This window comes from Geomesophilobacter sediminis, assembly GCF_016458275.1.
In the GTDB taxonomy this organism is placed as follows: Bacteria; Desulfobacterota; Desulfuromonadia; order Geobacterales; family Geobacteraceae; genus Geomesophilobacter; species Geomesophilobacter sediminis.
On sequence record NZ_JAEMHM010000006.1, the window covers coordinates 194,104 to 220,806 of the forward strand.

At 62.9% G+C, this 26,703-nt stretch carries 27 protein-coding genes; 26 read left to right on the top strand and 1 reads right to left on the bottom strand.

Annotation, left to right across the window (positions count from 1 at the left end; translation table 11 throughout):
• The first annotated feature begins 307 nt into the window (after positions 1-307).
• From JFN93_RS08820 to JFN93_RS08855, 8 genes are all read left to right on the top strand, one after another.
• Entirely contained in the window at positions 308-1,567 is a 1,260-nt protein-coding gene (locus tag JFN93_RS08820) for a glutamate-5-semialdehyde dehydrogenase (protein ID WP_199383691.1), read from the top strand.
• Between the two features lie 17 nt (positions 1,568-1,584).
• On the top strand, positions 1,585-2,235 hold the full coding sequence (nadD, locus tag JFN93_RS08825) for a nicotinate-nucleotide adenylyltransferase (RefSeq protein ID WP_199383692.1): 651 nt from the start codon (positions 1,585-1,587) through the stop codon (positions 2,233-2,235).
• Complete coding sequence (rsfS, locus tag JFN93_RS08830; protein ID WP_199383693.1) at positions 2,225-2,617, top strand: ribosome silencing factor; 393 nt, start codon at positions 2,225-2,227, stop codon at positions 2,615-2,617. The genes nadD and rsfS overlap by 11 nt, the downstream gene beginning before the upstream one ends.
• Positions 2,607-3,071 (top strand): 23S rRNA (pseudouridine(1915)-N(3))-methyltransferase RlmH, encoded by a 465-nt coding sequence (locus JFN93_RS08835; protein WP_199383694.1) that lies wholly within the window; start codon positions 2,607-2,609, stop codon positions 3,069-3,071. The genes rsfS and JFN93_RS08835 overlap by 11 nt, the downstream gene beginning before the upstream one ends.
• A 255-nt stretch (positions 3,072-3,326) precedes the next feature.
• Positions 3,327-4,874, top strand: coding sequence for a 2,3-bisphosphoglycerate-independent phosphoglycerate mutase (gene gpmI, locus JFN93_RS08840; protein WP_199383695.1), 1,548 nt, complete (start codon positions 3,327-3,329; stop codon positions 4,872-4,874).
• 285 nt (positions 4,875-5,159) lie between these two features.
• Complete coding sequence (locus JFN93_RS08845; RefSeq protein ID WP_199383696.1) at positions 5,160-5,828, top strand: flavodoxin family protein; 669 nt, start codon at positions 5,160-5,162, stop codon at positions 5,826-5,828.
• A gap of 117 nt (positions 5,829-5,945) precedes the next feature.
• Positions 5,946-6,599 carry a lactate utilization protein gene (locus JFN93_RS08850; protein WP_199383697.1) on the top strand — a complete coding sequence of 218 codons (654 nt, stop codon included), beginning with the start codon at positions 5,946-5,948 and terminating at the stop codon, positions 6,597-6,599.
• Positions 6,600-6,671: 72 nt separating this feature from the next.
• Positions 6,672-7,388: a ComF family protein gene (locus JFN93_RS08855; protein ID WP_236021601.1), complete on the top strand. Its 717-nt coding sequence runs from the start codon at positions 6,672-6,674 to the stop codon at positions 7,386-7,388.
• A gap of 28 nt (positions 7,389-7,416) precedes the next feature.
• Here the strand turns inward: JFN93_RS08855 and JFN93_RS08860 are convergent, their stop codons facing one another.
• Positions 7,417-9,873, bottom strand: coding sequence for a helicase C-terminal domain-containing protein (locus tag JFN93_RS08860; RefSeq protein ID WP_236021602.1), 2,457 nt, complete (start codon positions 9,871-9,873; stop codon positions 7,417-7,419).
• Between the two features lie 320 nt (positions 9,874-10,193).
• Here JFN93_RS08860 and JFN93_RS08865 point away from each other — a divergent pair, with 320 nt between their 5' ends.
• The 18 genes from JFN93_RS08865 (at position 10,194) to JFN93_RS08950 (ending at position 26,560) form a co-directional block, all read left to right on the top strand.
• Positions 10,194-11,099, top strand: coding sequence for a TIGR01212 family radical SAM protein (locus tag JFN93_RS08865; protein ID WP_199383700.1), 906 nt, complete (start codon positions 10,194-10,196; stop codon positions 11,097-11,099).
• 513 nt (positions 11,100-11,612) lie between these two features.
• Positions 11,613-13,694: a flagellar biosynthesis protein FlhA gene (flhA, locus tag JFN93_RS08870; protein ID WP_199383701.1), complete on the top strand. Its 2,082-nt coding sequence runs from the start codon at positions 11,613-11,615 to the stop codon at positions 13,692-13,694.
• A complete protein-coding gene (gene flhF, locus JFN93_RS08875) occupies positions 13,684-15,063 on the top strand; it encodes a flagellar biosynthesis protein FlhF (protein ID WP_199383702.1) in 1,380 nt (459 codons plus the stop codon). The genes flhA and flhF overlap by 11 nt, the downstream gene beginning before the upstream one ends.
• A complete protein-coding gene (locus JFN93_RS08880) occupies positions 15,060-15,977 on the top strand; it encodes a MinD/ParA family protein (protein WP_199383703.1) in 918 nt (305 codons plus the stop codon). The genes flhF and JFN93_RS08880 overlap by 4 nt, the downstream gene beginning before the upstream one ends.
• Positions 15,961-16,713, top strand: coding sequence for a FliA/WhiG family RNA polymerase sigma factor (locus tag JFN93_RS08885; protein WP_199383704.1), 753 nt, complete (start codon positions 15,961-15,963; stop codon positions 16,711-16,713). Before JFN93_RS08880 ends, JFN93_RS08885 begins: the two co-directional genes overlap by 17 nt.
• A 16-nt stretch (positions 16,714-16,729) precedes the next feature.
• Positions 16,730-17,452, top strand: a complete 723-nt coding sequence (gene flgF, locus JFN93_RS08890) for a flagellar basal-body rod protein FlgF (protein ID WP_199383705.1) — start codon at positions 16,730-16,732, stop codon at positions 17,450-17,452.
• A 207-nt stretch (positions 17,453-17,659) separates the two neighbouring features.
• Positions 17,660-18,448: a flagellar basal-body rod protein FlgG gene (flgG, locus tag JFN93_RS08895; RefSeq protein WP_199383706.1), complete on the top strand. Its 789-nt coding sequence runs from the start codon at positions 17,660-17,662 to the stop codon at positions 18,446-18,448.
• 8 nt (positions 18,449-18,456) lie between these two features.
• Complete coding sequence (flgA, locus tag JFN93_RS08900; RefSeq protein WP_199383707.1) at positions 18,457-19,161, top strand: flagellar basal body P-ring formation chaperone FlgA; 705 nt, start codon at positions 18,457-18,459, stop codon at positions 19,159-19,161.
• Position 19,162: 1 nt separating this feature from the next.
• Positions 19,163-19,852 carry a flagellar basal body L-ring protein FlgH gene (locus JFN93_RS08905; RefSeq protein WP_199383708.1) on the top strand — a complete coding sequence of 230 codons (690 nt, stop codon included), beginning with the start codon at positions 19,163-19,165 and terminating at the stop codon, positions 19,850-19,852.
• Between the two features lie 75 nt (positions 19,853-19,927).
• Positions 19,928-21,025 carry a flagellar basal body P-ring protein FlgI gene (locus tag JFN93_RS08910; protein ID WP_199383709.1) on the top strand — a complete coding sequence of 366 codons (1,098 nt, stop codon included), beginning with the start codon at positions 19,928-19,930 and terminating at the stop codon, positions 21,023-21,025.
• Positions 21,026-21,034: 9 nt separating this feature from the next.
• Positions 21,035-21,385, top strand: coding sequence for a rod-binding protein (locus JFN93_RS08915; protein WP_199383710.1), 351 nt, complete (start codon positions 21,035-21,037; stop codon positions 21,383-21,385).
• The gene (flgM, locus tag JFN93_RS25520) at positions 21,375-21,686 is read left to right on the top strand and encodes a flagellar biosynthesis anti-sigma factor FlgM (protein ID WP_199383711.1); all 312 of its coding nucleotides are present in this window, start codon (positions 21,375-21,377) and stop codon (positions 21,684-21,686) included. Before JFN93_RS08915 ends, flgM begins: the two co-directional genes overlap by 11 nt.
• Positions 21,687-21,756: 70 nt before the next feature.
• Complete coding sequence (locus JFN93_RS08925) at positions 21,757-22,251, top strand: flagellar protein FlgN (protein WP_199383712.1); 495 nt, start codon at positions 21,757-21,759, stop codon at positions 22,249-22,251.
• A 1-nt stretch (position 22,252) separates the two neighbouring features.
• A complete protein-coding gene (gene flgK / locus JFN93_RS08930; protein ID WP_199383713.1) occupies positions 22,253-23,680 on the top strand; it encodes a flagellar hook-associated protein FlgK in 1,428 nt (475 codons plus the stop codon).
• A 22-nt stretch (positions 23,681-23,702) separates the two neighbouring features.
• Entirely contained in the window at positions 23,703-24,602 is a 900-nt protein-coding gene (gene flgL, locus JFN93_RS08935; protein ID WP_199383714.1) for a flagellar hook-associated protein FlgL, read from the top strand.
• A 25-nt stretch (positions 24,603-24,627) separates the two neighbouring features.
• Positions 24,628-24,867 carry a carbon storage regulator CsrA gene (gene csrA, locus JFN93_RS08940; protein ID WP_199383715.1) on the top strand — a complete coding sequence of 80 codons (240 nt, stop codon included), beginning with the start codon at positions 24,628-24,630 and terminating at the stop codon, positions 24,865-24,867.
• A gap of 5 nt (positions 24,868-24,872) precedes the next feature.
• The gene (locus tag JFN93_RS08945) at positions 24,873-25,331 is read left to right on the top strand and encodes a flagellar assembly protein FliW (RefSeq protein ID WP_199383802.1); all 459 of its coding nucleotides are present in this window, start codon (positions 24,873-24,875) and stop codon (positions 25,329-25,331) included.
• Positions 25,332-25,744: 413 nt separating this feature from the next.
• Positions 25,745-26,560, top strand: a complete 816-nt coding sequence (locus JFN93_RS08950; protein WP_199383716.1) for a flagellin N-terminal helical domain-containing protein — start codon at positions 25,745-25,747, stop codon at positions 26,558-26,560.
• Positions 26,561-26,703: the final 143 nt, after the last annotated feature.

Genomic DNA, 26,703 nt, shown 5'->3' on the forward strand with positions numbered 1-26,703 from the left:
CAAGTAGGAAGGTTGTTGAAGACACCCAAATGGCGGCTGACTCGACCCCCTCGCTGGGGGCACACTCCAACTGCGGCCTGTTGTCGCCTGGCTGTGGAGCGAAGCTGGTGGGAGCGCCTTTCCGGACGCGAATAATCCCAGCCCTTGTCACCGCCTTCGGCGGATCGCGCCTGGAAAGGCGCTCCCACAGGGTAAGCATTGCCCTGTGGGCACACCCTCCTCACCGCGACCCTCCCCCTGAAGGGGAAAGAGACTGACGCAACTGCACCGACTCCTGGTGCTTTTTGTTTTTATCGGAGGAATGCACATGACGACCGTAGCAGAAAAGATCCGCGCCATCGCCGCCAAGGCCAGGGAAGCCTCCTTCGCCATGGCAAAGCTTTCGACCGCTGCCAAAAACGAGCTCCTGATCGACATGGCCCTGGCGCTCGTCAACAACGCCGAGCACATCATCGCCGAGAACCGCAAGGATCTCGAAGCCGGCGAGAAACGCGGACTCTCCTCCGCGATGCTGGACCGCCTCATGCTGGACCACTCCCGGATCAACGGAATGGCGGAGGCCATCCGCGAGGTGGCGGCGCTCCCGGACCCGGTCGGCGAGGTGACCGGCATGTGGAAGCGCCCCAACGACCTCATGGTCGGCCGGATGCGGATCCCGCTCGGCGTCATCGGGATCATCTACGAGTCGCGCCCCAACGTCACCTCCGACGCGGCCGCCCTTTGCCTTAAAAGCGGCAACGCGGTCGTTTTGCGCGGCGGCAGCGAGGCGATCCATTCCAACGTGGCCATCGCCGAGATCTGCGCCCAGGAGCTCAAGAAGCGGAACATCCCCGAGGGGGCGCTTTCGCTGGTGCCGTTCCCGGAGCGGGAAGGGGTCACCGAGATGCTCAAGCAGGAGGAGTACATCGACGTGATCATCCCGCGCGGCGGCGAGAACCTGATCCGCTTCGTCGTCGAGCATTCCAAGATCCCGGTCATCAAGCATTACAAAGGGGTCTGCCACATCTTCGTCGACGCGAGCGCCGACTTCGAGATGGCGCGCAACATCATCGTCAATGCCAAGGTGCAGCGCCCCGGCGTCTGCAACGCGCTGGAAACCCTGCTGGTCCACCGGGAGATCGCGCCGACCTTCATCCCGTTCATCTACGATGCGCTTTCCGGGCTCAAGGTTGAGGTCCGCGGCGACGAGGCGTTCCGGCAGTTCGCTCCCCAGGCGACCGCGGCGGTCGAGGAGGATTGGGAGGCGGAATACCTCGATCTCATCCTGGCGGCCAAGGTGGTGGACGGCCTTGACGGCGCCATCGACCACATCAACCGTTACTGCTCGCTGCACACCGAGTCGATCATCACCGGCAACTACGCCAACGCGCAGCGCTTCATCCGCGAGGTGAATTCGGGGGTGGTGATGGTGAACGCCTCCACCCGCTTTTCCGACGGGAACCAGCTCGGGCTCGGCGCGGAAATCGGGATCTCGACCACCAAGCTCCACTCCTTCGGGCCGATGGGACTCGAGGACCTGACCACCAGGAAATTCATCGTGTACGGCGACGGGCAGATTCGCCCCTAGTCCGGAGGCGCCGTTCCATGAAGATTGGCATCCTGGGGGGGACCTTCAACCCCGTTCACAACGCGCACCTGCGGATCGCCGAGGAGGCGCGGGACAACTTCGGCCTGGACCGGGTGGTGTTCATCCCGGCCGCCACCCCGCCGCACAAGCCGACGATCGGCGAGCTCTCCTTTGCCGACCGTCTCGCGATGGTACAGCTGGCGGTGGCGGACAACCCCCACTTCACGGTGTCGGACATGGAAGGGGTGCGGGGGGGCCGCTCCTACTCCATCGACACCATTCGTGAGCTGCGCCGGCTGCACCCGGACGACGATTTCTATTTCATCATCGGCGGCGACTCGTTTCGGGACATCTCGAGCTGGCGGGAATACGCCGAGATTTTCGCTACCTGCAACGTGATCGCCGTGCAGCGGCCGGGCGCCACCTTCGAGAGCCTGGCCCAATCCCTCCCTGTTGCTATAGCAAATCAGTTCTGCTATGATGAGCCCGCTAAAATGTTAAGCCACAGCTCCGGCTGTGGCGTTTTTGCTCTTCACGGGGTACTTTTGGACATTTCGTCCAGCGAGATCCGCGCTCTGGCGCGGCAAGGCCGCTCGATCCGGTATTTGGTACCCGGACCGGTCGAGCAGTACATCAAGGAACATAGGTTATACATCGATGGAAGGTAATGAAGTACTTACGGCGGAAGAGCGCGCGGTGAAGTGCGCCGCGTTCGCCCTCGACAAGAAGGCGCTCGACGTCAAGATTTTCTCGATCGGCAAGATCTCCAGCATCGCCGATTACCTCGTGCTGGCCAGCGGCCGGTCCGACAAGCAGGTTCAGGCGATTGCCGAGTCGGTCAAGGTAGGGCTCAAGCCGTGGGACCGCCCGATCGACACCGAAGGGGTGGACGAGGGGCGCTGGATCGTCATGGACTACGGCGACATCATCGTGCACGTCTTCCAGGAAGAAGTGCGCGCGATATACAACCTGGATGAACTCTGGGGGCGTGCCGGGCAGGTAGCGATTCCGGAGGAACTTCTCTGGGACAAGCCGGCCCGTGAAGCTTAAGGTCCTTTGGGTCGGTAAGACCCAGGAACCGTGGGTGCGAGCCGGGATCGACGAATACAGCGGGAGGATCAAGCGCTATCTCCCGCTGGAGATCCAGGAGGCGCGCGAGGAAAAAGGAGGAGTGCCGCAGGTCATGCGGGAACGCGAGTGCGAGCGGCTTGCGAAGATTCTTCCCAAGGGGGGGAGACTGGTGCTGCTCGACGAGCGGGGGGATGCGCTGACCTCGCCGGAATTCGCGAACTTCATCGGCAAAAACCGCGACCAGGGGACCTCGGATCTGGTTTTCGCCATCGGCGGGGCCTACGGGTTCACCGACGAGTTCCGTAGCCGGGCCCACAAGACGATCTCCCTTTCCAAGATGACGCTCACCCACCAGATGGTGCGGGTATTTCTGCTGGAGCAGATCTACCGCGGCTTCACCATCTTAAACGGCGAGCCGTACCACCACGAGTAGTTGGCAGTTACAAAAAGGTGAAGTTTTCTCTTCACCTTTTTTTGTCTAAAAATTCCGTCCGGCATCTCCTTTGTGGCAGCTTTTACTGTGGGAGCGCCATTCCTGGCGCGAATAACCAGTGCCTTCGCGCCAGGAATGGCGCTCCCACCGGAGAAGGACCAGCCCCGCCGGGGATGGAGATTTTGCTTCACCTGTGTCGATGACCATTTCACTGTGATCTGTTCCCCAACGAGGGAACAACAAGGGGGGGAAGCCATGGCAAACAAGAAACCGCTGCTTTTGATGATCCTCGACGGCTGGGGAATCAATCCCGACACCAAGAACAACGCCGTCGCCCAGGCGAAGACGCCCAACATGACCCGGCTCACCGCCGAGTACCCGTTCGTCGCGATCGACGGCTCCGGGATGTCGGTCGGCCTCCCCGAAGGCCAGATGGGTAACTCGGAAGTCGGCCACATGAACATCGGCGCCGGCCGCGTCGTCTATCAGGACCTGACCCGGATCAGCAAGTCGATCAAAGACGGCGACTTCTTCGAAAACCCGGTCCTTTTGGACTGCCTGCACAAGGTAAAGGCGGGGAGCGGGCGGCTGCACCTGTCGGGACTTCTGTCCGACGGCGGCGTGCATTCCCATGAGACTCACCTCTTCGCCCTCATCGAGCTCGCCAAGCGCCGGGGCATCAAGGAGATCTACGTCCATGCCCTGATGGACGGGCGGGACACCCCGCCGCAGAGCGGTGCCGATTACCTGCAGCGCCTGGAAAACGCCATCGCCCGGATCGGCGCCGGGAAGGTCGCCACGGTCATGGGCCGCTACTATGCCATGGACCGCGACAACCGCTGGGAGCGCGTCGAAAAGGCCTACCGCGCCATGGTGCTGGGGGAGGGCAACGCGGTGGCTTCCTCCGCCGAGGCGATCCAGAACAGCTACCAGGAAGGCGTCGTGGACGAATTCGTGCTGCCGAGCGTGATCGTTTCCGGCGGCGCGCCGGTTGGCAAGATCGGCGACGGCGACGGCTTCATCTTCTTCAACTTCCGCTCCGACCGCGCCCGCGAGATCACCCGCGCCTTCACCCGCGCCGACTTCGACGGTTTCAAGCGGGAGGTCTGGCCCAAGCTCGCCTCGTATGTCTGCCTGACCACCTACGACGAGACGTTCGGGCTTCCGGTCGCGTTCGGGCCGGACGCGCTCACCAACATCTTCCCGGAAGTGATCGGGCGGGCGGGGCTGACCCAGCTCCGTATCGCCGAAACCGAGAAGTATGCTCACGTGACCTTCTTCCTGAACGGCGGTCGCGAGACGCCGTTTCCCGGCGAGGACCGCGCGTTGATCCCGTCTCCCAAGGAGGTCGCCACTTACGACCTTAAGCCGGAGATGAGCGCTTACCTGGTGACCGAGGAACTTTTGAAGCGGCTCAGCGAGGACAAGTACGACGTGATCATCCTGAACTTCGCTAACGCCGACATGGTCGGCCACACCGGCATCCTGGAGGCGGCGGTCCGCGCCGTCGAGGCGGTCGATTCCTGCGTCGGGAAGATCGTCGACCGGGTGCGCGAGCTGGGTGGGGCGGTTCTGATCACCGCCGACCACGGCAACGCCGAGATGATGGTCGACGAAAACACCGGCGGCCCCCACACCGCCCATACCACCGATCTCGCTCCGTTCGTCCTGGTGGACGACAGCCGCAAGAACGTGAAGCTGCGAAACGGCGGCGTCCTGGCCGACATCGCGCCGACCATGCTGCAGATGCTCGGCATCCCGCAGCCCGCGGAGATGACCGGCAAAAGCCTGATCGCGGAGTAGGGGGAACCTCCCACGAGGTTATGCCTGAACCCCATCCGCACCCGATCCCTCCCCTTGAAGGGGAGGGGACCTGATGTCGGCGGCAAAGGCAGAATAACTGAACACGATTATCCAGTGCATCCAGAGTACATAGGGGCGCAGCATGCTGTGCCTAAGAATCAGATTAAAAATCCATGAGTGGGCGAGGTAGGAAGGTATTTGCCCCAGCGTCCCCACTCCTTCAAGGAGAGGGACAGGGTGAGGATGGGGGACTCTTACCGTCAGCCGAAGCATCAGGAGGCCGTAATGAAAATCATCGTCATCAACGGAAGTCCCCGGGGCATGAAAGGCATGACCGGCCGCCTTTTGGAAGAAGTTGTCGCCGGGGTGTCCCAGGCGGGCGCCGAGGTGGAAACCGTTCTTTTGAACGACATCACCATCAAGCCCTGCACCGCATGCGATGCCTGCCACAAGATCGGCCATTGCCCGGTGCAGGACGATTTCGAACCGCTCAAGAAAAAGCTCCTGGAGGCGGATGGTTTCGTCCTCGCCAGCCCCAATTACATCTTCAGCGTGACCGCGCAGATGAAGGCGTTTTTCGACCGCTGCTGCGGCATCATCCATTGCCACGAGCTGGAAGGGAAATACGCTGCCTTGGTGGAAACTTCCGGTGGCGGCGGGGATGACGAGGTCCTCGGGTACATGAGCCGGTTCGTCACCTCGCTCGGTGCCGTCACGGTCGGCGGAGTCGGTTCGGTCGGCGCCGGTTGGCGGACCTTCCCGGAGCAGGATACCCTGTTTGCCAAGGCGCAGGGTCTGGGCCAGGATCTCTGCGCGGCGATCAAAGAAAAGCGGGTATTCCCGGAGCAGGAGGAAGCCAGGCTGGCGTTCAAGGCCCGGATGGAGCAGCTGATCGGCTACATGGGCGAGGTCTGGACCTACGAGAAAGAGTTCTGGGTAAGCAGGAACCGCTAAGGGAACTGAACCCCATCCTCACCACGTCCCTCCCCTTGAAGGGGAGGTACGTGGGAGGAACCTTTCTCAGAAGAATCCCCTTTCGGGAAGAGAGGGCGTTATCAAGGGAGGAAATAGATGAGTCGAACCGATGAACTTAACGACTGGGCCTTCGCCCAGAAGTGCGAGAAGGCCGTTCAGGGATTGAAGAAGAACGGGTTTGACGCCGTCTACTGTCACAGCGGCGAAGAGGCCTTCCATTACATCATCAATGAGGCGGAGACCGCCAAAACGGTCGGCTTCGGCGGTTCCCTCTCGGTGGCCGACCTGAAGCTGACTGAGAAGCTGAAGGCAATGGGGAAGGAGATCATCGATCACGGGCTCCCCGGACTGACTCCGGAGCAGAAACTGGAAGCCTGCCGCCGCGAACTCACCTGTGACCTCTTCCTCACCAGCAGCAACGCGGTAACCCTCTCCGGGACGCTGGTCAACATCGACGGCAACGGCAACCGCGTGGCGGCGATGTTCTTCGGCCCCAAGAAATGCATCGTGGTCGTCGGCCGGAACAAGCTGGTCGATGGCGGCACCGATGAGGCGGTCAGGCGGATCAAGCAGTACGCGGCCCCGGCAAATTCCCGGCGCCTCAACCTCGCCAACCCCTGCGCCACCACCGGTTTCTGCCACGACTGCGACTCACCGACGCGCATCTGCCGGGTGACCACCGTGGTCGACAAGAAGCCCCGCAACGCCGACATCCGCGTCCTGCTGGTCAACGAGGACATGGGGCTGTAATCCCACCTCATCGGACCGATTGGTTAAATCCGGCTGATCGGTCCGATGAACCACGAAGGCCGGGAGTCGCTCATGATTCGCGCCTTGCTGGATCTCCTGTTCCCGCCGCTGTGCCACGCCTGCAAGGGCTTCATTCCCGATCGCCGCAGCATTAACATCTGCGACGCCTGCCTGGCTGACGTCTCCTTTGTCGTTTCCCCCTACTGTCCCGTCTGCGGCATTCCCTATCCGATGGACGGCGGCCTGGACCATCTCTGCGGCGCCTGCTCCAACGATCCCCCCTTCGATGCCTGCCGCTCGGCGGCCCTTCTGGACGGTCCGGTCCAGGAACTCATCCACCGCTTCAAATACTCCGGGCAGGTCCACCTGGCAGTGCCGCTGGGGCGGCTGGTCGCCGAATGCCTGAAGTCTTTCTACGTGCAGGCTCAGCCTGAGGTCATCTTACCGGTGCCGCTGCATCGCAAACGTTTGCGCCAGCGCGGTTACAACCAGTCGCAGATGTTGGGGAAGGTGATCGGAAAGGTGTGGGGGATACCGGTGCTGCCGACGAACCTGCGTCGGGTCCGTTGGACCGACCCGCAGACCGGCATGTCGGCCGGGGAGAGGAGAACGAATGTGGCGGGGGCGTTTGAGGTCCGGAACCCGGCGCAGCTGAAGGGAAAGCGCGTTTTGCTGGTGGACGACGTCCTCACCACCGGCAGCACCGTCCGCGCCTGCGCGGCGGCGCTTTACTCAGCCGAGGTCGAGGCGGTATTCGTGGCGACCGTCGCCAGGGGGATTCCGCCGTGAGTTGATCTCAGGGGACCGATGAAAAGGGTTAACCGTTGCCGAAGAACCCTTCCAGCGCCTGGCAGATCACCTCTTCGTCCCCCTTCACCGGCTTTACGCCGTGCAGCGCGCTCAGGAAAACCTTCCCGTAGTTCTTGGTCAATACCCGGGAGTCGAGGATCAGGACCGCGCCGCGGTCCTCCTTGCTTCGGATCAGTCGCCCGAAGCCTTGCTTGAACTTGATCACCGCCTGGGGAACCGTGTAGCTCATGAACGGGTCGCCCCCCAGCGCGGAGATGTGCTCGGAACGTGCCTCCAATATCGGCTCGGTGGGGACCCGGAATGGTAGACGGGTGATAACCACGAGTTCCAGCCCCTTCCCCTGGACGTCCACTCCCTCCCAGAAAGAGTCGGTCCCGAAGAGCACCGGGTTCGGTGCAGAACGGAATTTTGACAGCAACAGGTGCCGGTTGGTTTCCCCCTGGCGCATCGGCGTCAATCCCGCCGCCTTCAGCGGCTCGTTCAGTCGGTTGGCGATGCGGGTCAAGAGATCGTAGGAGGTGAAGAGGACAAAGGCCCGTCCCTGAGAGATCTTCAGCGCCTTGAGCAGGTGCTGCGCCGCCCGCATCTCGAACTGCGGCGAGTTCGGCTCGGGCATGTCGGACGGCACCCCCACCAGCGCCTGCCGCTCGTAATCGAAGGGGGACGGCAGGAGCAGCTCGGTCACCTTTTCCTTCGGCAAGAGATCGATCCCGGTCCGCTTCTTCAAAAAGTCGAACTTCTCCCCCACCGCGAGGGTCGCGGAGGTCACCGCCACCGTCTTGAACTTGTCCAGGACCGCGCTCTTGATGGTCTCCGCCACCTCCAGCGGCGAACAGCAGAGCTTTACCGCCGGCCCCTTCTTCAGCTCGAACCAGCGGCAATGGTCGGTGTCGCGGTTGGTAAAGAAGAGCAGCGCCTCGACGGCGCTCTCCATCCTCGCCTTGATCCCCTTGAAATCGGTGAGCGGGCCGGCGAGTTTCTCCAGCACCTTGTCGGAGAGCCGCTCGCATGCCTTCAGGAAGGCCTGCATGGAGGCGACGTAGTCGGAGAGCTCCTTGCACATCTTCTGGATTTGCCCGCCCACCTCCGGCCACACCGACGACCCGTACAAAACCGGAGTCAGGCGCAGCTTCTGGTCCGCCCCCACCTTGTTCAGGTATTTGAGCAGCGCCTCGGCGATCGCATCCATCCCCTTGGTCAGCGTATCCGTCAACGCCACGCGCCGGGGGATGAGTTTTCCTTCCAGGATGTCCGCTATCTGCAGGTAGAGGTCGTCCTGGTCTTCCGGGACCAGCGCGGAGAGTTGGGTGGAGAGCTGCGGCAGGGCGCCGCGGTGCGCCTTGCGCGGGTGCTGCAGCTTGCCCATCAGTTTCACGAGCATGAGCCGGGAAACCTGGCTGGAGAGGAAGTTGGTCGCCACGTCCTCCATGTGATGCCCTTCGTCGAAGATGAGCCGGGTGAAGGGAGGGAGGATGGCGGTCGAATCGTAGCCGGTTTCCTGGCGCACGGCCAGGTCGGCGAAGAGAAGGGCGTGGTTCACCACCAGCACGTCGGCGCCGGCAGCCTCGCGGCGCGCCTTGTAAAAGAAGCAGCGCGGGTAGTCGATGCACTTCACCCGCCCGCACTGGTCGGCCTCGCAGCAGATCTCTTCCCAGATCTCTTCCTTGGGAACGAAGGAGAGATCGGATCGGCAGCCGTTTTCGGTCTGCTTGCTCCAGGCGACGATCGCGTCGAGCTCTTCTGCGGTCTCGTCTTTGAAAAGAGAGGGATCGGCGGCGTTGACCTTGAGCTTGCGGAGGCAGAGGTAGTTGCCGCGCCCCTTGACCAGCACGGCACGAAACTGCACCCCGGCGTGCTCCTGGAGAAACGGAATGTCCTTGAGGATGAGCTGTTCCTGGAGGTTGATCGTGTTGGTCGAAACGACGACCCGTTCCTTGTTCCGCACCGACCAGAGGGCGGCGGGGTACAGGTAGGCGAGCGACTTCCCGGTGCCGGTGCCGGCTTCGATCACGGCAACCCGTCCTTCGTTGAACGCCTCGGCCAGCGCCACCGCCATCCGGGTCTGTTCCGGGCGCGGCTCATATCCTTCCAGCGATCGGGAGAGTTCGCCCTCCGCGCTGTAGAAATCTTCTACTTCGGAATAGGAAAGGGACTGGACCGTCTTTCGTTTGAAGGGGGGAACCGACTGGTAGCACTTGTCGGCGGTGTTGTCGATGATGTAGAAGCCGACCCCCTGGTTCCCCATGAGCGATGCGATTTCGATATCGGCGCCGGAGGGGGTGAGGTGGCCCGAGGGGTGGTTGTGGACCACCACGTCGCCGAAGGAGGTCGCGATCATGATCGCGGCGACCGAGTCCTGGTTGCCGCGGGCGAGGACTTCGACTTCGACGACCATCAGTGCTTCGTCGGTACGTCCGAGGAAGAAGACCTCGTTCCCCCCCGCGTCCGCGATCGCGGCCCGCATCTGGGCAATGGCCTGTTGGGTAAAGTGTCGTTGAGTAGATTGCATGGATCGTTGAAGATACAGGCATTTGCCGGTTCCCGTCAACGAGGAAAGGGTGAGAGGAGGACAATGAAGCCGGGGCTAGGGACTGGAGGGAGAAAACCGGGGCTAGGGACTGGGGGGTCTGCGGACTTCGGACTTGCTGTGTCGATGATCCGTGCGTCCCCTCTCCTTCAAGGAGAGGGACAGGGTGAGGATGGGGTAGCAGTTAATCCTTTACTTTGCTGCGACGCCCTATTTATATATAGGGCGTTCGTTGTCCCCCATCTCCGCGAGGTTCCATGCATCGTTACAACTCCTTTTCCGACGAGCTCAAGCGGGTGTTCGGCTGCCGGGTGCAGCGGCTCTCGGTCGACGCCGGCTTTACCTGCCCCAACCGGGACGGCTCGCTCGGCACCGGTGGGTGCATCTTCTGCGGCGGCAAGGGCTCGGGCTCCTTCGGGATTCTCCACGGCGCCTCGGTCACCGATCAGCTGGAACATTCCAAAGAGGTCATGACCCGCAAATACAAGGCGGTCCGCTTTCTCGCCTATTTCCAGTCCTATTCCAATACCTATGCGCCGGTCGAACGGCTGCAAGCCCTCTATGACGAGGCCCTTGCCGTCAAGGACGTGGTCGGGCTCATCGTCGGCACCCGGCCCGACTGCCTCTCGGAGCCGACCCTGGACCTCTTGGCCGAATACGCCAGACGGACCTATTTCTGGCTGGAGCTCGGCCTGCAGTCCCCGCTGGACCGGACGCTGGAGGTGATCCGGCGCGGACACGACGTCGCGAGCTTCACCCGGGCGGTTGCCGCTTGCCAGTCGCGCGGCATCCGGGTCTGTGCCCACCTCATCCTCGGTCTCCCCGGCGAAAGCCGGGAGGAGATGCTGCGCGGGGCGGATTTCTGCAACGAGCTCGGGGTGGACGGCGTGAAACTCCACCTCCTGCATGTGATGCGGGGAACGCCGTTGGAGGCGATGTACCGCGCCGGGGAGGTCCGGGTGATGGACCGAGACGAGTACGTGGGGCTGGTCTGCGATTTCCTGGAGCGGCTCGACCCGCGGATCGTGGTGCAGCGACTGACCGGCGACGGCAACCGCCGGGAACTGGTCGCCCCGCTCTGGTCCCTGGCGAAGTTCGAGGTCCTCAACTGCATCGATGGGGAACTGGAGCGGCGCCAGCGGGGGCAGGGGGGGCGATGGTAGGGGGGGCAGCCCCCTCCCCACCGGAACGCTCGGCTGGCAACTGTCGCGTTTCGTTCCTCAACGCGACCTACGCGGGCGAACGCACCCAGCGCTCCCCGTGGTGCCGAGTTCACGTCATATTCTTGACTGTCGAATGATTTCAGGTGGTTGTCCGAGAGGTCTCAAGGGTCGCCTCAGGGATCCGGCATCGATGCAACGGCTTCCCCTCCCGGGGGTAGGGGCATTTCCTGTCCAGGTTAAAAAGTATCAACGTTTTTTTTAATGTTTTGGGAAAAAACCCCTAAACTTCCCGTCGATTCTGCCGAAATGTATTAGGTCAAAAACTTGACCGTCTTCGGCAAAAATGACGGCTCCTTCCACCTTTCCCACCGCAGCTCTCGCAGCATCCCCCGGAAAATAAGCAATAACCGCGGCTTTCCAGCACTTTGTCGGGAAATGTTTATCCTCTGGCATAACGGTTGCAAATAGCCCGTTGCCGGCTGGCATTATCAACACCGACAAGGAACGAGCTGCATGTCCAATTCCGCGACGGGGTCCCTCGCGATCCTCGCACCGAACAAGAAAAATTCGGACATTTACATGGCGGTGGCCCTCATCGGGATTCTCTCCCTGATGATCATCCCCCTGCCTGCGTTCCTGCTCGACGTTTTCCTGGCCACCAACATCACCACGGCCCTGGTAATCCTGCTGGTCTGCCTCTACACGGTGCAGCCCCTCGATTTCTCGGTCTTCCCTTCCATCCTGCTGGTGACCACGCTGTTCCGGCTGGCGCTCAACATCGCATCCACCCGCCTCATCCTGCTGCACGGCTCCGAAGGGACCGAGGCGGCGGGGGCGGTCATCAAGGCCTTCGGCCAGTTCGTGGTCGGCGGCAACTACGTGGTCGGCGCGGTAATCTTCCTGATCCTGGTCATCATCAACTTCGTGGTCATCACCAAGGGTGCCGGCCGCGTCGCCGAGGTCGCCGCCCGCTTCACCCTGGACGCGATGCCCGGCAAGCAGATGGCCATCGACGCCGACCTCTCCAGCGGCCTGCTCACTGACAAGGAAGCCAAGGCACGCCGCCGCAAGATCGCCCGCGAGGCCGACTTCTACGGCTCCATGGACGGTGCCAGCAAGTTCGTCCGCGGCGACGCGGTCGCCGGCATCATGATCGTCCTGGTGAACATCGTCGGCGGCTTCGTGATCGGGGTCTGGCAGAAAGGGATGCCGCTGGACCAGGCGCTCGCCAACTACACCCTCCTCACCATCGGGGAAGGGCTGGTGGCGCAGATCCCGGCCCTGATCATCTCCACCGCGGCCGGCATCATCGTCACCCGCTCCGCCGACGAGAACAACTTCGGCACCGAGATGGCGGGGCAGCTGCTCAACTACCCCAAGGCGTTCAAGGTCGCCTCCGGCGTCCTCTTCGCCTTTGCCATGATCCCGGGGCTGCCGCACTTCGCCTTCCTCCTCCTCTCCGGCGTCGCCTACATGGTGAGCAAGATGGCGGTGGAGAAGGCGGTCGAGGCGGATGAATCCGCGATCACCGCGGTGGCCGAGGAAGAGACCGACCAGATCAACACGATTCGCCCCCTCGACATGCTGGAACTCGAGGTCGGCTACGGGCTGGTCCCGATGGTCGACGCGAACCAGCAGGGGGAGCTTTTGGACCGGATCCGCTCGATCCGCAAGCAGACCGCGGAGCGGATGGGCTTCATCGTCCCGCCGATCCACATTCACGACAACCTGCAGCTGCGCCCCTACGAGTACAACATCCTGATCAACGGCGCCAAGGTCGGCGGCGGGGAACTCTCCGGCCAGTACCTGGCGATGGACTCCGGCGGCGCGATGGGGCAGCTCGAAGGGGTGAAGACCACCGAGCCGGTGTTCGGGCTCCCGGCGGTCTGGATCAAGGGGAAAGAGCGCGAGCAGGCGCAGATCAACGGCTACACGGTCGTCGACAACACCACGATCCTCGCGACCCACATCTCCGAGATCATCAAGAAGCACGCCCACGAGCTGGTCGGGCGCCAGGAACTGCAGCAGCTTCTGGACGGTGTGGCGGCGACGCTGCCGAAGGTGGTCGAGGAACTCGTTCCGTCGCTTTTGAGCCTGGGCACCGTGCTGCGGGTGGTCAAGAACCTGCTCAAGGAAAACGTCTCCATCCGCGACTTCCGCTCCATCCTCGAGACCCTCGCCGACTACGGCGGGATCACCAAGGACCCGGAGATGCTCACCGAGTTCGTGCGCCAGAGCCTGGGCCGTTACATCGTGGAGCAGTACAAGCGCGAAGACGACACCCTCTGCGTGATCTCGATGGACCGGGAGGTCGAGGAAACCATCGCCGACGCGGTGCAGATCTCGGAGCAGGGGAGCTACCTGGCCATCGAGCCGATGACGGCGCAGCGGATTCTCGCTGCGGTCCGGGAGCACGTCGAGCGTTTCGACAGCTCCGGCGCGCTGCCGGTGCTCATGGCTTCGCCGACCATCCGGCGCCATGTCAAGAAACTTACCGAACGATTCATGCCGAACCTCGCGGTTATCTCGCACAACGAGATTCCGCCCAACATTAAAATCCAATCTTTAGGTGTGGTGGGGCTCAATGCTAGTTAAAACTTTTCAGGCAAGTGAAATGTCGGAAGCGTTGCGCATGGTGAAGGCCGAAATGGGGCTGGACGCGATGATCCTGTCTTCCAAGAAGGAGCGCCGCAAAGGGATCCTCGGCTGGTTCACCAAACCGTACTTCGAGGTGACCGCGGCGCTGGAACCGCGCCCGCAAAGGCAGAACCCCTACCGGGAGACCCAGCCGGAGCCGGAGCCGGAGCGCGAGATGACCACCAAGGAGGCGTTTCAGAACTCCATGCTGGTCCCGCTGGTGCGCGAGGTGAAGGAACTCAGGGAGCGGGTCGAGGCGATGTCCAAGAAGGATGCCGCCGCCGCTGCCGCCGCCCGGGAAGAGGGCCGCACCTTCGGCAAGGAGGATCTCGAGGAGATCAAGAAGCTCCTCTACTCCGCGGTGAACAAGGAGAAGCAGGAGCCGGCAGCTGCCGCGGCCCCGGAGAAATTCGGACCCCGGCCGGTGAGCTTCCCGCTGGCAAACCCGGAACCGGTCGTCCCGGCCGCCCCGACCCAGCTCCCCCCGGCCCTGGCCAAGCGGGTGGTCCGCGAAGAGGCCCGCGAACTCTCCAGCGACAAGAATTCCCACCTGGAAATCCTGACCCGCGAGCTTCAGGCCGAGGAGCTCGGCCCCGACGCGATCGAGCGGCTCATGGAGAACCTCCGCCCCGCGGCCGAGGAAGGCGCCGGGATGGACGAGCTGCGTGAAATGCTCTCCGAGGCGCTGATCGGGATGGTCCGCTGCGCCGGCCCGGTGCGGATGAAGAAGAACGGCCCCCGGATCATGGCCATCGTCGGCCCCACCGGGGTCGGCAAGACCACGACCATCGCCAAGCTCGCCGCGATGTACGCCCTGACCAAGGGGTCCTCGGTCGCCATGGTCACCACCGACAACTTCAGGGTCGGCGCCATCGAGCAGCTGAAAACCTACGCCAAGATCATGGACCTCCCGCTGGAGGTGGTGGCCACCTCCCAGGAACTGGCCCGCGCCATCTCCAAGCACGAGGACAAGGACCTGATCCTCATCGACACCGCCGGCCGCTCCCAGAAGGATTCCGAAAGGCTCGAGGAACTCCGGGGTTACCTGGAGTCGCAGCAGGGGATCGAGGTGTATCTCTGCATGGCGGCAACCACCCGGGCCCGCGAGATGGATGAGATCGTCGCCAAGTTCGGCGTCCTCCCCATCAACCGGCTCCTCTTCACCAAGGTCGACGAAAGCGAGAGCTTCGGCTGCCTCGTGGACGCGCACCTGCGCCACAAACTCCCCCTTTCCTACTTCACCACGGGACAGAAGGTCCCTGAAGACATCGAAGTCGCGACTCCCCGCAAGATTGCGAACCTCGTCCTCAAGGAGTCGGCACGATGAGCTTTTCCGGCACCATGCAGGACCAGGCCGATACCCTCCGCCAGCTCGCCTTCTCGGCGAAGCGGCGCAACATGGAGGGGCAGCTGGAACTCCGCGAGGGGGTCCGGGTGATCTCGGTCGCCAGCGGCAAGGGGGGCGTCGGCAAGAGTTCCGTCGTCATCAACCTCGCCGTCACCCTCTCCCGCCTGGGGCAGCGCGTCCTGGTCGTGGACGCCGACCTCGGGGTGGGGGACATCTGCCTCCTTTTGGGGGAGTCCCCCCGCTACACCCTGGACCATGTCCTCACCGGGGAGCGCGGGCTGGAGGAGATCGTCATCGGCACCGAAAGCGGCATCCACGTCCTCTCCATGGGAATGACGCCGCAGCAGTACGGCTCGCTCACCCCGCACAAGCGCAATCTCCTTTTGGAGGGGATCGAGCGGCTCTCCGACGAGTTCGACTACATCCTGATCGACACCGGCGCCGGGATCTCCGGGAACGTGAGCTCCTTTGCCGTCGCCGCCAAGGAGATCCTCCTGGTGGTGACCCCCGAGCCGACCTCGATCATGGACGCCTACGCCCTGGTGAAGACCCTTTCGGCGCGCCACGGCGCGCTCCCCTTCAAACTCCTGGTCAACATGTGCCGGGACACCGAGGAGGGGAAGGGGCTTTACCAGAAGCTCTCGGCGATCACCGGACGTTTCCTCGAGGTTTCCCTGCAGTACATGGGGTGCATTGTCAAAGACGATATGCTGGTGGATTCGGTGCGGCGGCGCCAGCCGCTGTGCCGGCTTTACCCGGACGCCAAGGCCACCCTTGGATTCCGGGCCCTGGCCCAAAAAGTGGCGTCAGAAGGTGCGCCGACCGACGACGGTATCAACGTCGAAGCGGCCGGCCGGCGCAAGGAGTGGAGAAACCATGAACTGTCTTCTTAAGGCGTACGAGCAGGAGGCGCACCGCAGCGTGCCTCTGTCCCGGGATGAGCTGGTGGTATCGCATCTCCCTTTGGTTAAGTTCATCGTGGACCGGATCGCCTCGTCACTCCCTCCACATCTGGATCGCGACGATCTCCGCAGCGCTGCGGTCATCGGGCTGATCTCGGCGGCCGAGCGCTTCGATCCCGCCCGCGGGGTGCAGTTCAAGACCTTCGCCGAGCAGCGGATCCGCGGCACCATCATGGACGAACTGCGCGCCCAGGACTGGCTGACCCGGTCCCTGCGGGACAAGTTCAAGAAGCTGGAGAAGGAGTTCGCCCTCCTGGAACAGCGTCTTGGCCGCAATCCCTCCTCGGAGGAGGTGGCCCAGGCGATGGGGCTGGAGTTGAAGGAATATTTCCGGCTCCTGGAGGAGATTCACCTCCTCTCCTTCGTCAGTCTCGACGACGCCTGGCACGACGAAGACGGCGCCCCGTTCGGCCTTCTGGACGTTCTGGAGGACAAGGGGACCGAGAGCCCGCAAAACCAGATGATCGCGCGGCAGACCGTGGAGCGGCTTGCCGAGGCGATCGACACCCTCCCCGAGAAGGAGCGGATCGTCATCACCCTTTACTACTACGAGGAGCTCAACCTCAAGGAGATCGGCGCGGTCCTCGACCTCACCGAGTCGCGCATCTCGCAGCTGCACAGCCAGGCCATCGTCCGGCTGCGCGGCAAGATGAAAAAGGTCGCCTAGAGGCGGGAGGAACCAGATGAACAGCGGCATGTACGCGGCCCTTTCCGGCAGCATCTCGGCGCAGAAGCGGTTGGAGGTCCTCACCAACAACCTGGCCAACGCCAACACCACCGGCTTCAAGGCGGACCGGATCGAATTCCAGAGCCTTCTGGCCCAGAAAACCGGCGCCACGCCCAACAGCGAGACTCCGGTCTTCTCCACCGAGACCTTCTCCACCGACTTCACCTCCGGGACGCTGCAGCACACCGAAAACCTGCTCGACGTCGCCCTCCAGGGGGACGGCTTCTTCGTGGTCAACACCCCCAACGGCCCGGCCTATACCCGGCAGGGGAACTTCCACCGCGCCGCGTCCGGGCGCATCGTCAATGCGGACGGCTACGAGGTCCAGGGGACCGGGAACCTGAGCGTGAACGCCTCGCGCATCGAGATTACCGGCAAAGGCGAGATCATGGCGGACGGGGTACAGCAGGGGACCCTCACGGTAGTCGACTTTCCGAAGCCGTACCAGATGAACAAGGTCGGCAACGGCCTCTTCGCTCCGGCCAACGCCCAGGCGGCGCCGACCGCGGTGACCACAACCGAGGTGAAGCAGGGGTACCTGGAAGGTTCCAACGTCCAGGTGGTCCGGGAGATGGCGCGGATGATCGAGGCCTCGCGCTACTTCGACATCTGCACCAGGGCGGTGCGCAACTACGACGACATCTCCTCCAAGGCCGCCAACGACCTCGGCAAGATCTAACGAACAAGCATGCGTCACTTCAAGTTCTGAATACCGCGTTGGTTTTGGAATGGAGTTTGAATAGATAGACAGGGCGGGGTGATAACCGCGCTGCAGTTCAAACTTTTGACACCCGGCGCGGGACCTCGGAACTTTTTTTTTGATCTCATCGCCGTTCAACGTTGAACGTTGAACCTTGAACGTTGAACCCCAACAAGGAGCGAAAACATGATTAGGGCCCTCTGGACGGCAGCCTCAGGGATGCAGGCGCAGCAGTTGAACATGGACGTGATCTCCAACAACCTCGCCAACTCGAACACGACGGGATTCAAGAAAAGCCGCGCCGATTTCCAGGACCTGATGTACCAGAACCTGAAGACCACCGGGGCTCCGGCCACCAACTCCACCACCACCCCGACCGGGATCCAGGTGGGTCTCGGGGTGAAGCCGGCATCGGTCTCCAAGGTCTTCACCGCGGGGTCCATCACCCAGACCGGCAACGAGCTCGACATCGCCATCGAGGGGGACGGGTTCTTCCAGGTCCAGCAGGCTGACGGCACCACCGCCTACACCCGCGCCGGCACCTTCAAGAAGGACGGGACCGGCCGCATGGTGACTCCGGACGGCCAGCCGCTGCTCCCGGAGATCATCATCCCGAGCAACGCCACCAAGATCAACATCGGGACCGACGGCACCGTGTCGGTGCAGCAGGCGGGGCAGAGCGCCCCGACCACGGTCGGCACCATCCAGCTCGCTTCGTTCCAGAATCCTTCCGGCCTCTCCGCGATCGGCCGCAACCTCTTCCAGCAGAGCGACTCATCCGGGACCGCCACCACCGGCACCGCCGGGTTGAACGGCCTGGGGACCCTGGACCAGGGGTACCTTGAGCAGAGTAACGTGAGCGTCGTCGAGGAGATGGTGAACATGATCGTCGGGCAGCGCGCCTACGAGATCAACTCCAAGGCGGTGCAGGCCGCCGACGAGATGCTGCAGCAGGCGGGCAACCTGAAAAGGTAAGTAAAGCTATGCGTATCGTAACGTTGATTGTCCTTTGGTGCTGCCTCGCCCTCCCCGCCTTCGGGGAGCCCCTCCAGACCATTCCGGAGGCGAAGCTGCGCGGCGTGGTGCAGGATTTCCTGCTCAAAAAGAGCCAGGGCATCAACGCCGAAGTGAAGGTCAAGAAGGCCGTGGTCCCCGCGGAGCTGAAGCTCCCTGCGGGGACCGTCACCTACGAGGTGATCGCGCCGGAGCGCTGGGAAGGGTGGGGGAACACCAGCCTTGCCGTCGTGATCCGGGTCGACGACCAGGTGAAGAGAAACCTCACCGTTCCGGTGGAGGTGGAGGCGCTGACCGACATGGTCATCGCCAACCGCACCCTGGAGCGGGGCGAAGTGGTGCAGTCCTCCGACGTCTCGGTCGCCAAGCGCGACCTGGCCAAGGTCGGCGGGCGCTTTTGCCGCGACGTCTCGGAAGTGGTCGGGCTCCAGGTGAAAAGCGCCATCGGTGGGAACTCCCCGATGCGCCGGGATTACTTGGAGCGGGTGCCGCTGATCAAGAGCGGCCAGATGGTGACCATCGTGGCGGAAAACGCGGTGGTCCGGATCACCGCGAGCGGCAGGGCCAAGACCTCGGGCGCGGCCGGCGATCTCATCGCCGTTTTGAACCTGAGTTCGCAAAAAGAGATCGCTGCGCGGGTCGTGGACTCGTCGACGGTCCAGGTGGATTTCTGACATGCAGACGACAAAGATCAAAGTTTTGACGCTGGCGGGGTGCCTGGCGGTGCTGGCCCTTTGCGGGTGCTCGCATACCGAGACCGAGGTGCGGACCCCAAGCTTCGACCAGCAGATAGCCGCGCCGCCGGTGAACTACAACACGGGCTCCATCTGGCAGGCGAGCTCCACCGGGATCGCCGAGGACGTGAAGGCACGCCGCCGCGGCGACATCATCACCGTGGTGATCTCGGAAAACGCCACCGCGAGCAAGCAGGCCTCGACCGGGACCGCGCGCTCCTCCTCGCTCGGTGGCGGGATCAACAACCTGTTCGGGCTGGAGAAGACCGGGATCAAGAACTGGCTCGACCTCGCCAACCTGATCAACGCGACCTACGACTCGAAGTTCGCCGGCAGCGGCTCCACTTCGCGTCAGGAGACCCTGAACGCGACCATCTCCGCCAAGGTGGTGGAGGTGATCCCCAACGGGAACTTCATGATCGAGGGGCGGCGCAGCGTGAAGGTGAACAACGAGGACCAGATCATCGTGCTGACCGGGACGATCCGGCCGCGCGACATCAGCGCCGACAACAGCGTGAGCTCCGCGCTGATCGCCGACGCGAGGATTGCCTACTCCGGCAAGGGGGTGATCAGCGACCGGCAGAACCCGGGCTGGCTGCTGAACCTCTTCGACAAGATCTGGCCGTTCTAACCAAGGCTTAAGAGTCCTCCCTGCGGCGGGTCGGATCGGTCCCGCCGCAGGGGAGAAAGATGACAGGATGTTGCCATGAAAGCTAAAACCCTACTCGCCATCGTTGCCCTTTTGCTGGCCTTGCCGCTGGCGGCGCAGGCCGCCCGCATCAAGGACATCGCCTCCTTTGACGGGGTGCGCGACAACCAGATCATTGGCTACGGCCTCGTGGTCGGGCTCAACGGCACCGGCGACTCGCAGCAGACCTTCTTCCCGGTCCAGTCTCTGGCGAATGCCCTGGAGCGGATGGGGGTCACCATCAACAAGGGGAGCATCACGGTCAAAAACGTGGCCGCGGTCATGGTGACGGCAAACCTCCCTCCGTTTGCCAAGCAGGGGAACAAGCTCGACGTCCTGGTCAGCTCCCTGGGCGATGCGACGAGCCTTGCCGGCGGGACGCTGCTCATGGCGCCTTTGAAGGGTGGCGACTCCCAGATCTACGCGGTGGCGCAGGGAGCGGTCCTGACGAACTCCTTCTCCTATTCGGGGCAGGCGGCTTCCGCCCAGAAGAACCATCCCACCGCGGGCACCATCCCGGGGGGCGGTCTCGTGGAGCGCGAACTTCCCAACGTCCTCGCCGACAAGCAGAACCTCCGTCTCAACCTGCACCAGGCTGACTTCACCACCGCGGAGCGGATCGCCCAGGCGGTCAACACCGCCTTCGGCGCGCAGACCGCGGCGCTAACCGATCCCGGCTCGGTCCAACTCGCCGTCCCGGCCGCCTACCGCGGCAGGGTGGTCCAGTTCGTCGCCGACCTGGAGCGGCTCGACGTGAACCCGGACGTCCCCGCCCGGGTGGTCATGAACGAGCGGACCGGCACCATCGTCATGGGAGAAAACGTCCGCATCTCTACCGTGGCGGTCTCCCACGGCAACCTCACCGTCGTGGTCAAGGAGACCCCGCAGGTCTCCCAGCCCGGCCCGCTTTCCAGCGGGACCACCACCACGGTCCCGAGGACCAGTATCAAGGTCAAGGAGGACCGGGTGAACCTCTCCCTGCTTCGGGAAGGGGCGAACCTGGGCGACGTGGTCCGGGGGCTCAACCTCCTCGGGGTCACCCCGCGCGACCTGATCGGGATCATGCAGGCGATCAAGGCGGCCGGCGCGCTCAACGCCGAGCTGACCGTCCTCTAAGGAGCAGCGATGGATCTCAAGGCAGTCCCCAACGCGGCGCTTCCCCAGCAGGAGCTGCCGGTTACGAATTCTCTCAAGGTTTCCCCCCAGTCCGCCGAAAAGGAACGTGTCGCCATAAAAAAGGCGGCGCACGAGTTCGAGGCCATGTTCGTCGAGATGATGATGAAGTCGATGCGGGGCACCGTCGGCAACGACCCCCTGACCGGCGGCGGGCACGGCGAGGAGACCTTCCGCTCCATGCTCGACCAGGAGTACGCCCAGTCGGCAACCCGGGGGCAGGGGCTCGGCATCGCGACGGCGATCGAGCGGGAGCTGATGCGGCGCAACGTAGCCGCCAAAGGGGGTAACGGTGCGGATTGACTCAAACCAGCCCTACGTGGTGAACATTTCGGGGCCCAAAGCCCCCAGCGCGGTAACCGGCGCGGCGGCCGCCAGCAAGAGCGCCTCCGCCCAGCAGGCCACCGCCACCCGCGGTGGCGACCGCGTGGTTCTTTCGGCGCAGAGCCGGGAAATCAGCCGCCTGACCCAGGCCCTGGACCAGTTGCCCGAGGTCCGGGCGGACCAGGTGGCCCTGGCCAAGCAAAGGATGCAAAACGGCAGCGACCGGGTCGATGCGACCGCGGTGGCGCAGAAATTCGTGGACAGCTTCAAACGGGGCTAACCCCGTCGACACCTGGTACCCGCCACCGTTCCCCTCCAAGGAGGGAGGGCGCGGCAAAGGGAGATGACTCATGGCACACGTGCTGGACCTATTGACCACCCTCTCCGAAAAGGAGCGCCTGCTGGAAGAAATGCTGGCGGTGCTCGAAGCGGAAAGAAACTGCATCCTCACCCGCGATCTGGACGGCCTGGACGAGCAGGTGGAGAAGAAGATCGCCCTGTTCGCCTCGCTCGAAGAGCTCGGTGAGCAGGCCCGCGGACTGGTTTTCGAGATGGCGGCGGATCTTCAGATTCCCGACGCCAAATCCCTTTCCCCGGTCATCGCCCGGCTCGACGAGCCGCAGCGCGAGTCCCTGCAGGGGGTGCAGCGGGTCCTTCTGGACCGCGGCGCCGTGGTTCAGAAGATGCTGACCGCCAATGCGGACCTATTAAACGGGGCGCTGCAGACGGTCACCCAGTCGCTCAACTTCTTCGCCAACATCTTCAACCCGGGCAATACCTACGGCAATGCCGGGAAGATCGTCGGCAGCGGCGCCCGTCCCGCCATGATCTCCAGGGGGGCGTAAGATGTCGATCAACAGCCTGCTCAATACCGCCCTCTCCAGCCTCAACGCGCAGAACATCGCCATCGAGGTCTCCGGCGAGAACATCACCAACGTCAACACCGACGGCTACTCGCGTCAGACCGCGGTCATCGAAACCGCGCCGACCTCCCTGGAGAGCGGCTTTCCGCTGGGGAGCGGGGTGAAGGTTTCCACCATCCAGCGATCCTACGACAGTTTCCTGCAGGCCCAGCTGATGGCGGCCAACTCGACCAGCGGCCAGGGCCAGACCATCAGCGATGCGCTGCAGACGGTCCAGCCGCTGTTCAACGACCTGACCACCGACGGTCTGGGTAAGTCGCTGCAGTCCTTCTTCAACTCCTACCAGGATCTTGCCGCCAACGCCCAGGGGGTGCCGGAGCGCGAGGCGGTCTTGTCAAACGCCCAGCAGTTGGTCGATGACTTCCACCGGATCAACACCAACCTGACCGACCTGAAGAACAACATGAACCAGTCGTTGATCCAGATCACCTCAAACGTCAACGACGACCTGAACCAGATCGCGTCGCTCAACTCGACCATCATGCAGACCGAGGCCAACGGCGGCACCGCCAACGAGATGCGGGACCAGCGCGAGCTGATCATGCGCCAGCTCTCCGAGCAGGTGGGGGTGAAGTTTTCTGACAACTCCGACGGGACGGTGAGTGTGAGCCTCCCCACCGGCCAGGCGCTGGTCACCGGGAAGCAGGCGGCGCAGCTTTCGCTGCAGACCAACGCGACGACCGGCTATTACAACGTCATGCTCACCCCTCCGGGGGGGGGCGGGGCGACCGATGTGACCGCCACCATCGGCGGGACCAACAACAGCCAGGGCAACATTGGCGGGACGCTGCAGGTCCGCGACGTCGTGGTGAACAAGTACCTCTCCCAGCTCGACGAGCTCGCCTCGACCGTCGCCAACCAGGTGAACGCGGTCCAGTCCACCGGCTATGGTCTCACCAGCGCCTCCACCGGGATCAACATGTTCACTCCTCCCGCCGCGGTATCCGGATACAGCGCCTCGATCGCGGTGAACATCACCAACACCGACGACATCGCGGCGGCCAATGCGGACCCGGCCACCGGCGGCACCGGCAACAACAACAACGCCCAGTCGCTGGCCGCACTCTACACCAAGAGCCTCTCGATGAGCACCGGGACCACTACGCTGGGCGATTTCTACAACAGCGTGGTCGGCGGTATCGGGGTCGACGTCCAGAGCGCCCAGCGTTCACAGACCCAGGCGGGCCAGATCGTCACCCAGCTCAACAACCAGCGGGAGTCCCAGTCCGGCGTTTCGCTCGACGAGGAGCTGGTCAACCTGACCAAGTACCAGAAGGCCTACCAAGGCGCGGCCAAGGTCATCAACGTCGGCGCCGAGATGTTCGATACGGTGCTCAGCCTGATCCAGTAACAACGCGAAAGGGGAAAAAGCCATGCGCGTGACGCAAAATACCGCCGCCAACCAAGTGCTCAACAGCCTGCAGATCATCCTGCAGCGCCAGACCGACCTGCAGGAGCAGGCGTCTTCCGGGTACAAGATCAGCAACCCCGGCGACGATCCGATCGCCGCCCAGCAGATCCTGCACTTGAAGTCGCTCAGCAGCGCCAACGACCAGTACTCGAAGAACATCACCAATGCGAACTCGGCCCTCACCATGGCTGATTCCACAATGTCCTCCATCGGCGACGTCCTGGTCCGGGCCAAGGAGATCGGCCTCTCCATGTCCAGCGACACCAACAGCTCCGATTCCCGGGCCGCCGCGATCAACGAGTTGCAGCAGCTCCGCTCCCAGGTAATCACCCTCGGGAACACCCAGTTCAACGGGAAGTACATCTTCGGCGGGTTCAAAAACGACACCGCCCCGTTCGACCCGACCACCGGCGCCTTCTCCGGCGACAACAACCAGATCAACATCCAGATCGACCAGACCTCGTCGGTTGGGATCAACTATTCCGGCGAGAAGCTGATCTCCGGCGGGAACCCTCCGGGAAGTACGGGGACCGACATCATCGGCACCTTCGATGCCATGATCGCCGGGCTGCAGGCTGGGAGTACCACCGCGGTCCAGGGACAGTTGGACAACCTGGACAACGCCCGCAGCCAGGTCCTCAACGCCCGGGCCGACATCGGGGCCCGGATCAACCGGCTCACCAGCGCAAGTTCCGTGAACGACAACATGAACCTCGGCGTGACCAAGGTCCTTTCCAGCGTTCAGAACGTCGATTTCGTCCAGGTGGTCAGTGATCTGGCCAAGCAGCAGACCGCATTCCAGGCCGCCGAGGCCGCCTCGGCCAAGGTGTTGCAGGTTTCGCTACTCGACTACCTGAAGTAGGTCCACCGGGACCAAAGGTTCTTTTATGCTGGTTCTCTCCAGAAAAGTAGGTGAAGTCATCGCCATCGGCGACCAGATCTCGGTGACCGTCGTCGAGGTCAAGGGGGGGACGGTCCGCCTTGGCATCACGGCCCCCCAGGACATGACCATCTACCGTCAGGAGATCTATCTTAAGGTGCAACAGGAAAACAAGCAGGCCGCGGACTGGAACCTCGATGATCTGGAACGGATCGCGGCCCTGGCCGGCACCGGAGAAAAAGAATGAGCTTGATCAAGGTACCGTCGACCCGTTTCGGGGAGCAGGAGATAGAAGAAGAAAAAGTCATCCGGATGCCGGAGGGGATGCTCGGCTTTCCGGACAAGCGCTTCGTGCTGCTGACTCCCCCAAAGCCGGGGCCTTTCCTGTGGTTCCAGTCGGCGGAGGATCCGAACCTCGCCTTCGTCGTGGTCGATGCCAAAGAGTGCGTGCCGGAATTGACCTTTCCACTGACATCGGACGAGTTCCAAAAACTGGAGCTGGACCCGGAGCGACCGGACCTGATCTTTCTCCTGGTCGTCACGATGGCTCCCGACCCGTTGGATATCACCGTCAACCTGCAGGGCCCGATCGCTCTCAATGCCGAAAAGCTGATCGCCAAGCAGATCGTCCTGGACGGTGTCAATTACACGACGCGGCACCCCTTTTTCGCCCCTGCGGCCCGCCAGGCGGCGGGACGCGACACCGCGTAATCAAGGTTTCAGGCCGTGGTTTGAAGTCCCCCTTTGCGAAGGGGGATTTGCCTTTAAGGTTTCATGAACCTCAGAACCAAATCCGCCCGCCCTCCTTTGCCAAAGGGGGGATCAAGGCCCGACGTTTTCTCAGGGGACAATTCTGAAGACCAACGAAAGAGGGCTCCCGCCGCAGCAGGAGCCTCTTTTCATTTGGTAACGAAAAAATATCTGCCCCGTGAATTTTTTTTCTAAAGTTCTGCGCAGCCAGGGCGATAAGTGCAGTAAATGCGTTTCCGAGCAAACAAAGACGACCGGTGATCCGGAAAGGAGGTCGGTGAATCTAGCAGTAAAGACGTCTTTAGTAGTTTCGGCAACAACCAACCAACCAAAGGGGTAAGGAAACCCCGAAGACACTCAGGGAGGAAATCACCATGTTAACCGTCAACACTAACATCCAGTCGCTCAACGCTCAACGTAACCTCGTAGGTTCCCAGAACGCTCTCAACACCGCCATGCAGCGTCTCTCTTCCGGTCTGCGCATCAACAGCGCCGCGGACGACGCAGCAGGTCTCGCCATTTCGGAAGGCATGAAGGCCCAGGTTCGTTCCATGAACCAGGACGTTCGTAACGCCAACGACGGCGTTTCCATGTCGCAGGTCGCTGAGGGCGCCCTCAACGAGGTCAGCAACATCCTGAGCCGTATGCGCGAACTGGCAACCCAGTCGGCTACCGGTACCGTCGCCCAATCGCAGCGCTCCTACATCAACAGCGAATTCGGCCGACTGGCATCTGAGATCACCCGTATCGCTTCCGCTACCACCTTCAACGGGATTCACCTGCTGCGTTCCTCCAAGACCGTCACCATCCAGGTCGGGACCGGCAACAACGCCTACGACCGCATCAACATCAACCTGTCTCAGATGGATGCCGGTACGCTGGGCGTCGGCGGCAACATCGATACTTCCGGTGCTGCTCAGACCATGTTGGACAGCATCGACACCGCGATTTCCAAGGTCTCCTCTTCCCGTGCGAACCTTGGTGCGGTGCAGAATCGCTTCCAGTCGGTCATCAACAACCTGCAGGTTGCGGCACAGAACACCACCGCTGCCCAGTCCCGTATCGCGGATGCCGACGTGGCTTCCGAGACCGCAAACCTGACCCGGGCCCAGATCCTGAACCAGTCCGGTATCGCGATCCTGGCGCAGGCCAACCAGCTGCCGCAGTCCGCGCTCAAACTCTTGGGCTAGGATTGACAGTAGGTAACTGAACGGAGGGGGAGGGCGCAAGCTCTCCCCCTTTTTCTTTACAAAAAATGACTCAAGGGAGTTCTCGGCGCCGCCGATAAGTAGAGTGAGTCCAGAGACGGGACTGTCGGTTATTTGACCCCGAC

Coding starts and splice junctions, on each gene's coding strand:
- JFN93_RS08850 (WP_199383697.1), top strand. CDS start 5,946: ATGAGTCGAACCGATGAACTTAACGACTGGGCCTTCGCCCAGAAGTGC.
- flgK (WP_199383713.1), top strand. CDS start 22,253: ATGTCGATCAACAGCCTGCTCAATACCGCCCTCTCCAGCCTCAACGCG.
- nadD (WP_199383692.1), top strand. CDS start 1,585: ATGAAGATTGGCATCCTGGGGGGGACCTTCAACCCCGTTCACAACGCG.
- flhA (WP_199383701.1), top strand. CDS start 11,613: ATGTCCAATTCCGCGACGGGGTCCCTCGCGATCCTCGCACCGAACAAG.
- JFN93_RS08950 (WP_199383716.1), top strand. CDS start 25,745: ATGTTAACCGTCAACACTAACATCCAGTCGCTCAACGCTCAACGTAAC.
- flgL (WP_199383714.1), top strand. CDS start 23,703: ATGCGCGTGACGCAAAATACCGCCGCCAACCAAGTGCTCAACAGCCTG.
- csrA (WP_199383715.1), top strand. CDS start 24,628: ATGCTGGTTCTCTCCAGAAAAGTAGGTGAAGTCATCGCCATCGGCGAC.
- JFN93_RS08855 (WP_236021601.1), top strand. CDS start 6,672: ATGATTCGCGCCTTGCTGGATCTCCTGTTCCCGCCGCTGTGCCACGCC.
- JFN93_RS08910 (WP_199383709.1), top strand. CDS start 19,928: ATGAAAGCTAAAACCCTACTCGCCATCGTTGCCCTTTTGCTGGCCTTG.
- JFN93_RS08865 (WP_199383700.1), top strand. CDS start 10,194: ATGCATCGTTACAACTCCTTTTCCGACGAGCTCAAGCGGGTGTTCGGC.
- JFN93_RS08905 (WP_199383708.1), top strand. CDS start 19,163: ATGCAGACGACAAAGATCAAAGTTTTGACGCTGGCGGGGTGCCTGGCG.
- JFN93_RS08820 (WP_199383691.1), top strand. CDS start 308: ATGACGACCGTAGCAGAAAAGATCCGCGCCATCGCCGCCAAGGCCAGG.
- flgA (WP_199383707.1), top strand. CDS start 18,457: ATGCGTATCGTAACGTTGATTGTCCTTTGGTGCTGCCTCGCCCTCCCC.
- JFN93_RS08915 (WP_199383710.1), top strand. CDS start 21,035: ATGGATCTCAAGGCAGTCCCCAACGCGGCGCTTCCCCAGCAGGAGCTG.
- JFN93_RS08925 (WP_199383712.1), top strand. CDS start 21,757: ATGGCACACGTGCTGGACCTATTGACCACCCTCTCCGAAAAGGAGCGC.
- rsfS (WP_199383693.1), top strand. CDS start 2,225: ATGGAAGGTAATGAAGTACTTACGGCGGAAGAGCGCGCGGTGAAGTGC.
- JFN93_RS08860 (WP_236021602.1), bottom strand. CDS start 9,873: ATGCGGGCCGCGATCGCGGACGCGGGGGGGAACGAGGTCTTCTTCCTC.
- JFN93_RS08885 (WP_199383704.1), top strand. CDS start 15,961: ATGAACTGTCTTCTTAAGGCGTACGAGCAGGAGGCGCACCGCAGCGTG.
- flgG (WP_199383706.1), top strand. CDS start 17,660: ATGATTAGGGCCCTCTGGACGGCAGCCTCAGGGATGCAGGCGCAGCAG.
- gpmI (WP_199383695.1), top strand. CDS start 3,327: ATGGCAAACAAGAAACCGCTGCTTTTGATGATCCTCGACGGCTGGGGA.
- JFN93_RS08880 (WP_199383703.1), top strand. CDS start 15,060: ATGAGCTTTTCCGGCACCATGCAGGACCAGGCCGATACCCTCCGCCAG.
- flhF (WP_199383702.1), top strand. CDS start 13,684: ATGCTAGTTAAAACTTTTCAGGCAAGTGAAATGTCGGAAGCGTTGCGC.
- JFN93_RS08845 (WP_199383696.1), top strand. CDS start 5,160: ATGAAAATCATCGTCATCAACGGAAGTCCCCGGGGCATGAAAGGCATG.
- flgF (WP_199383705.1), top strand. CDS start 16,730: ATGAACAGCGGCATGTACGCGGCCCTTTCCGGCAGCATCTCGGCGCAG.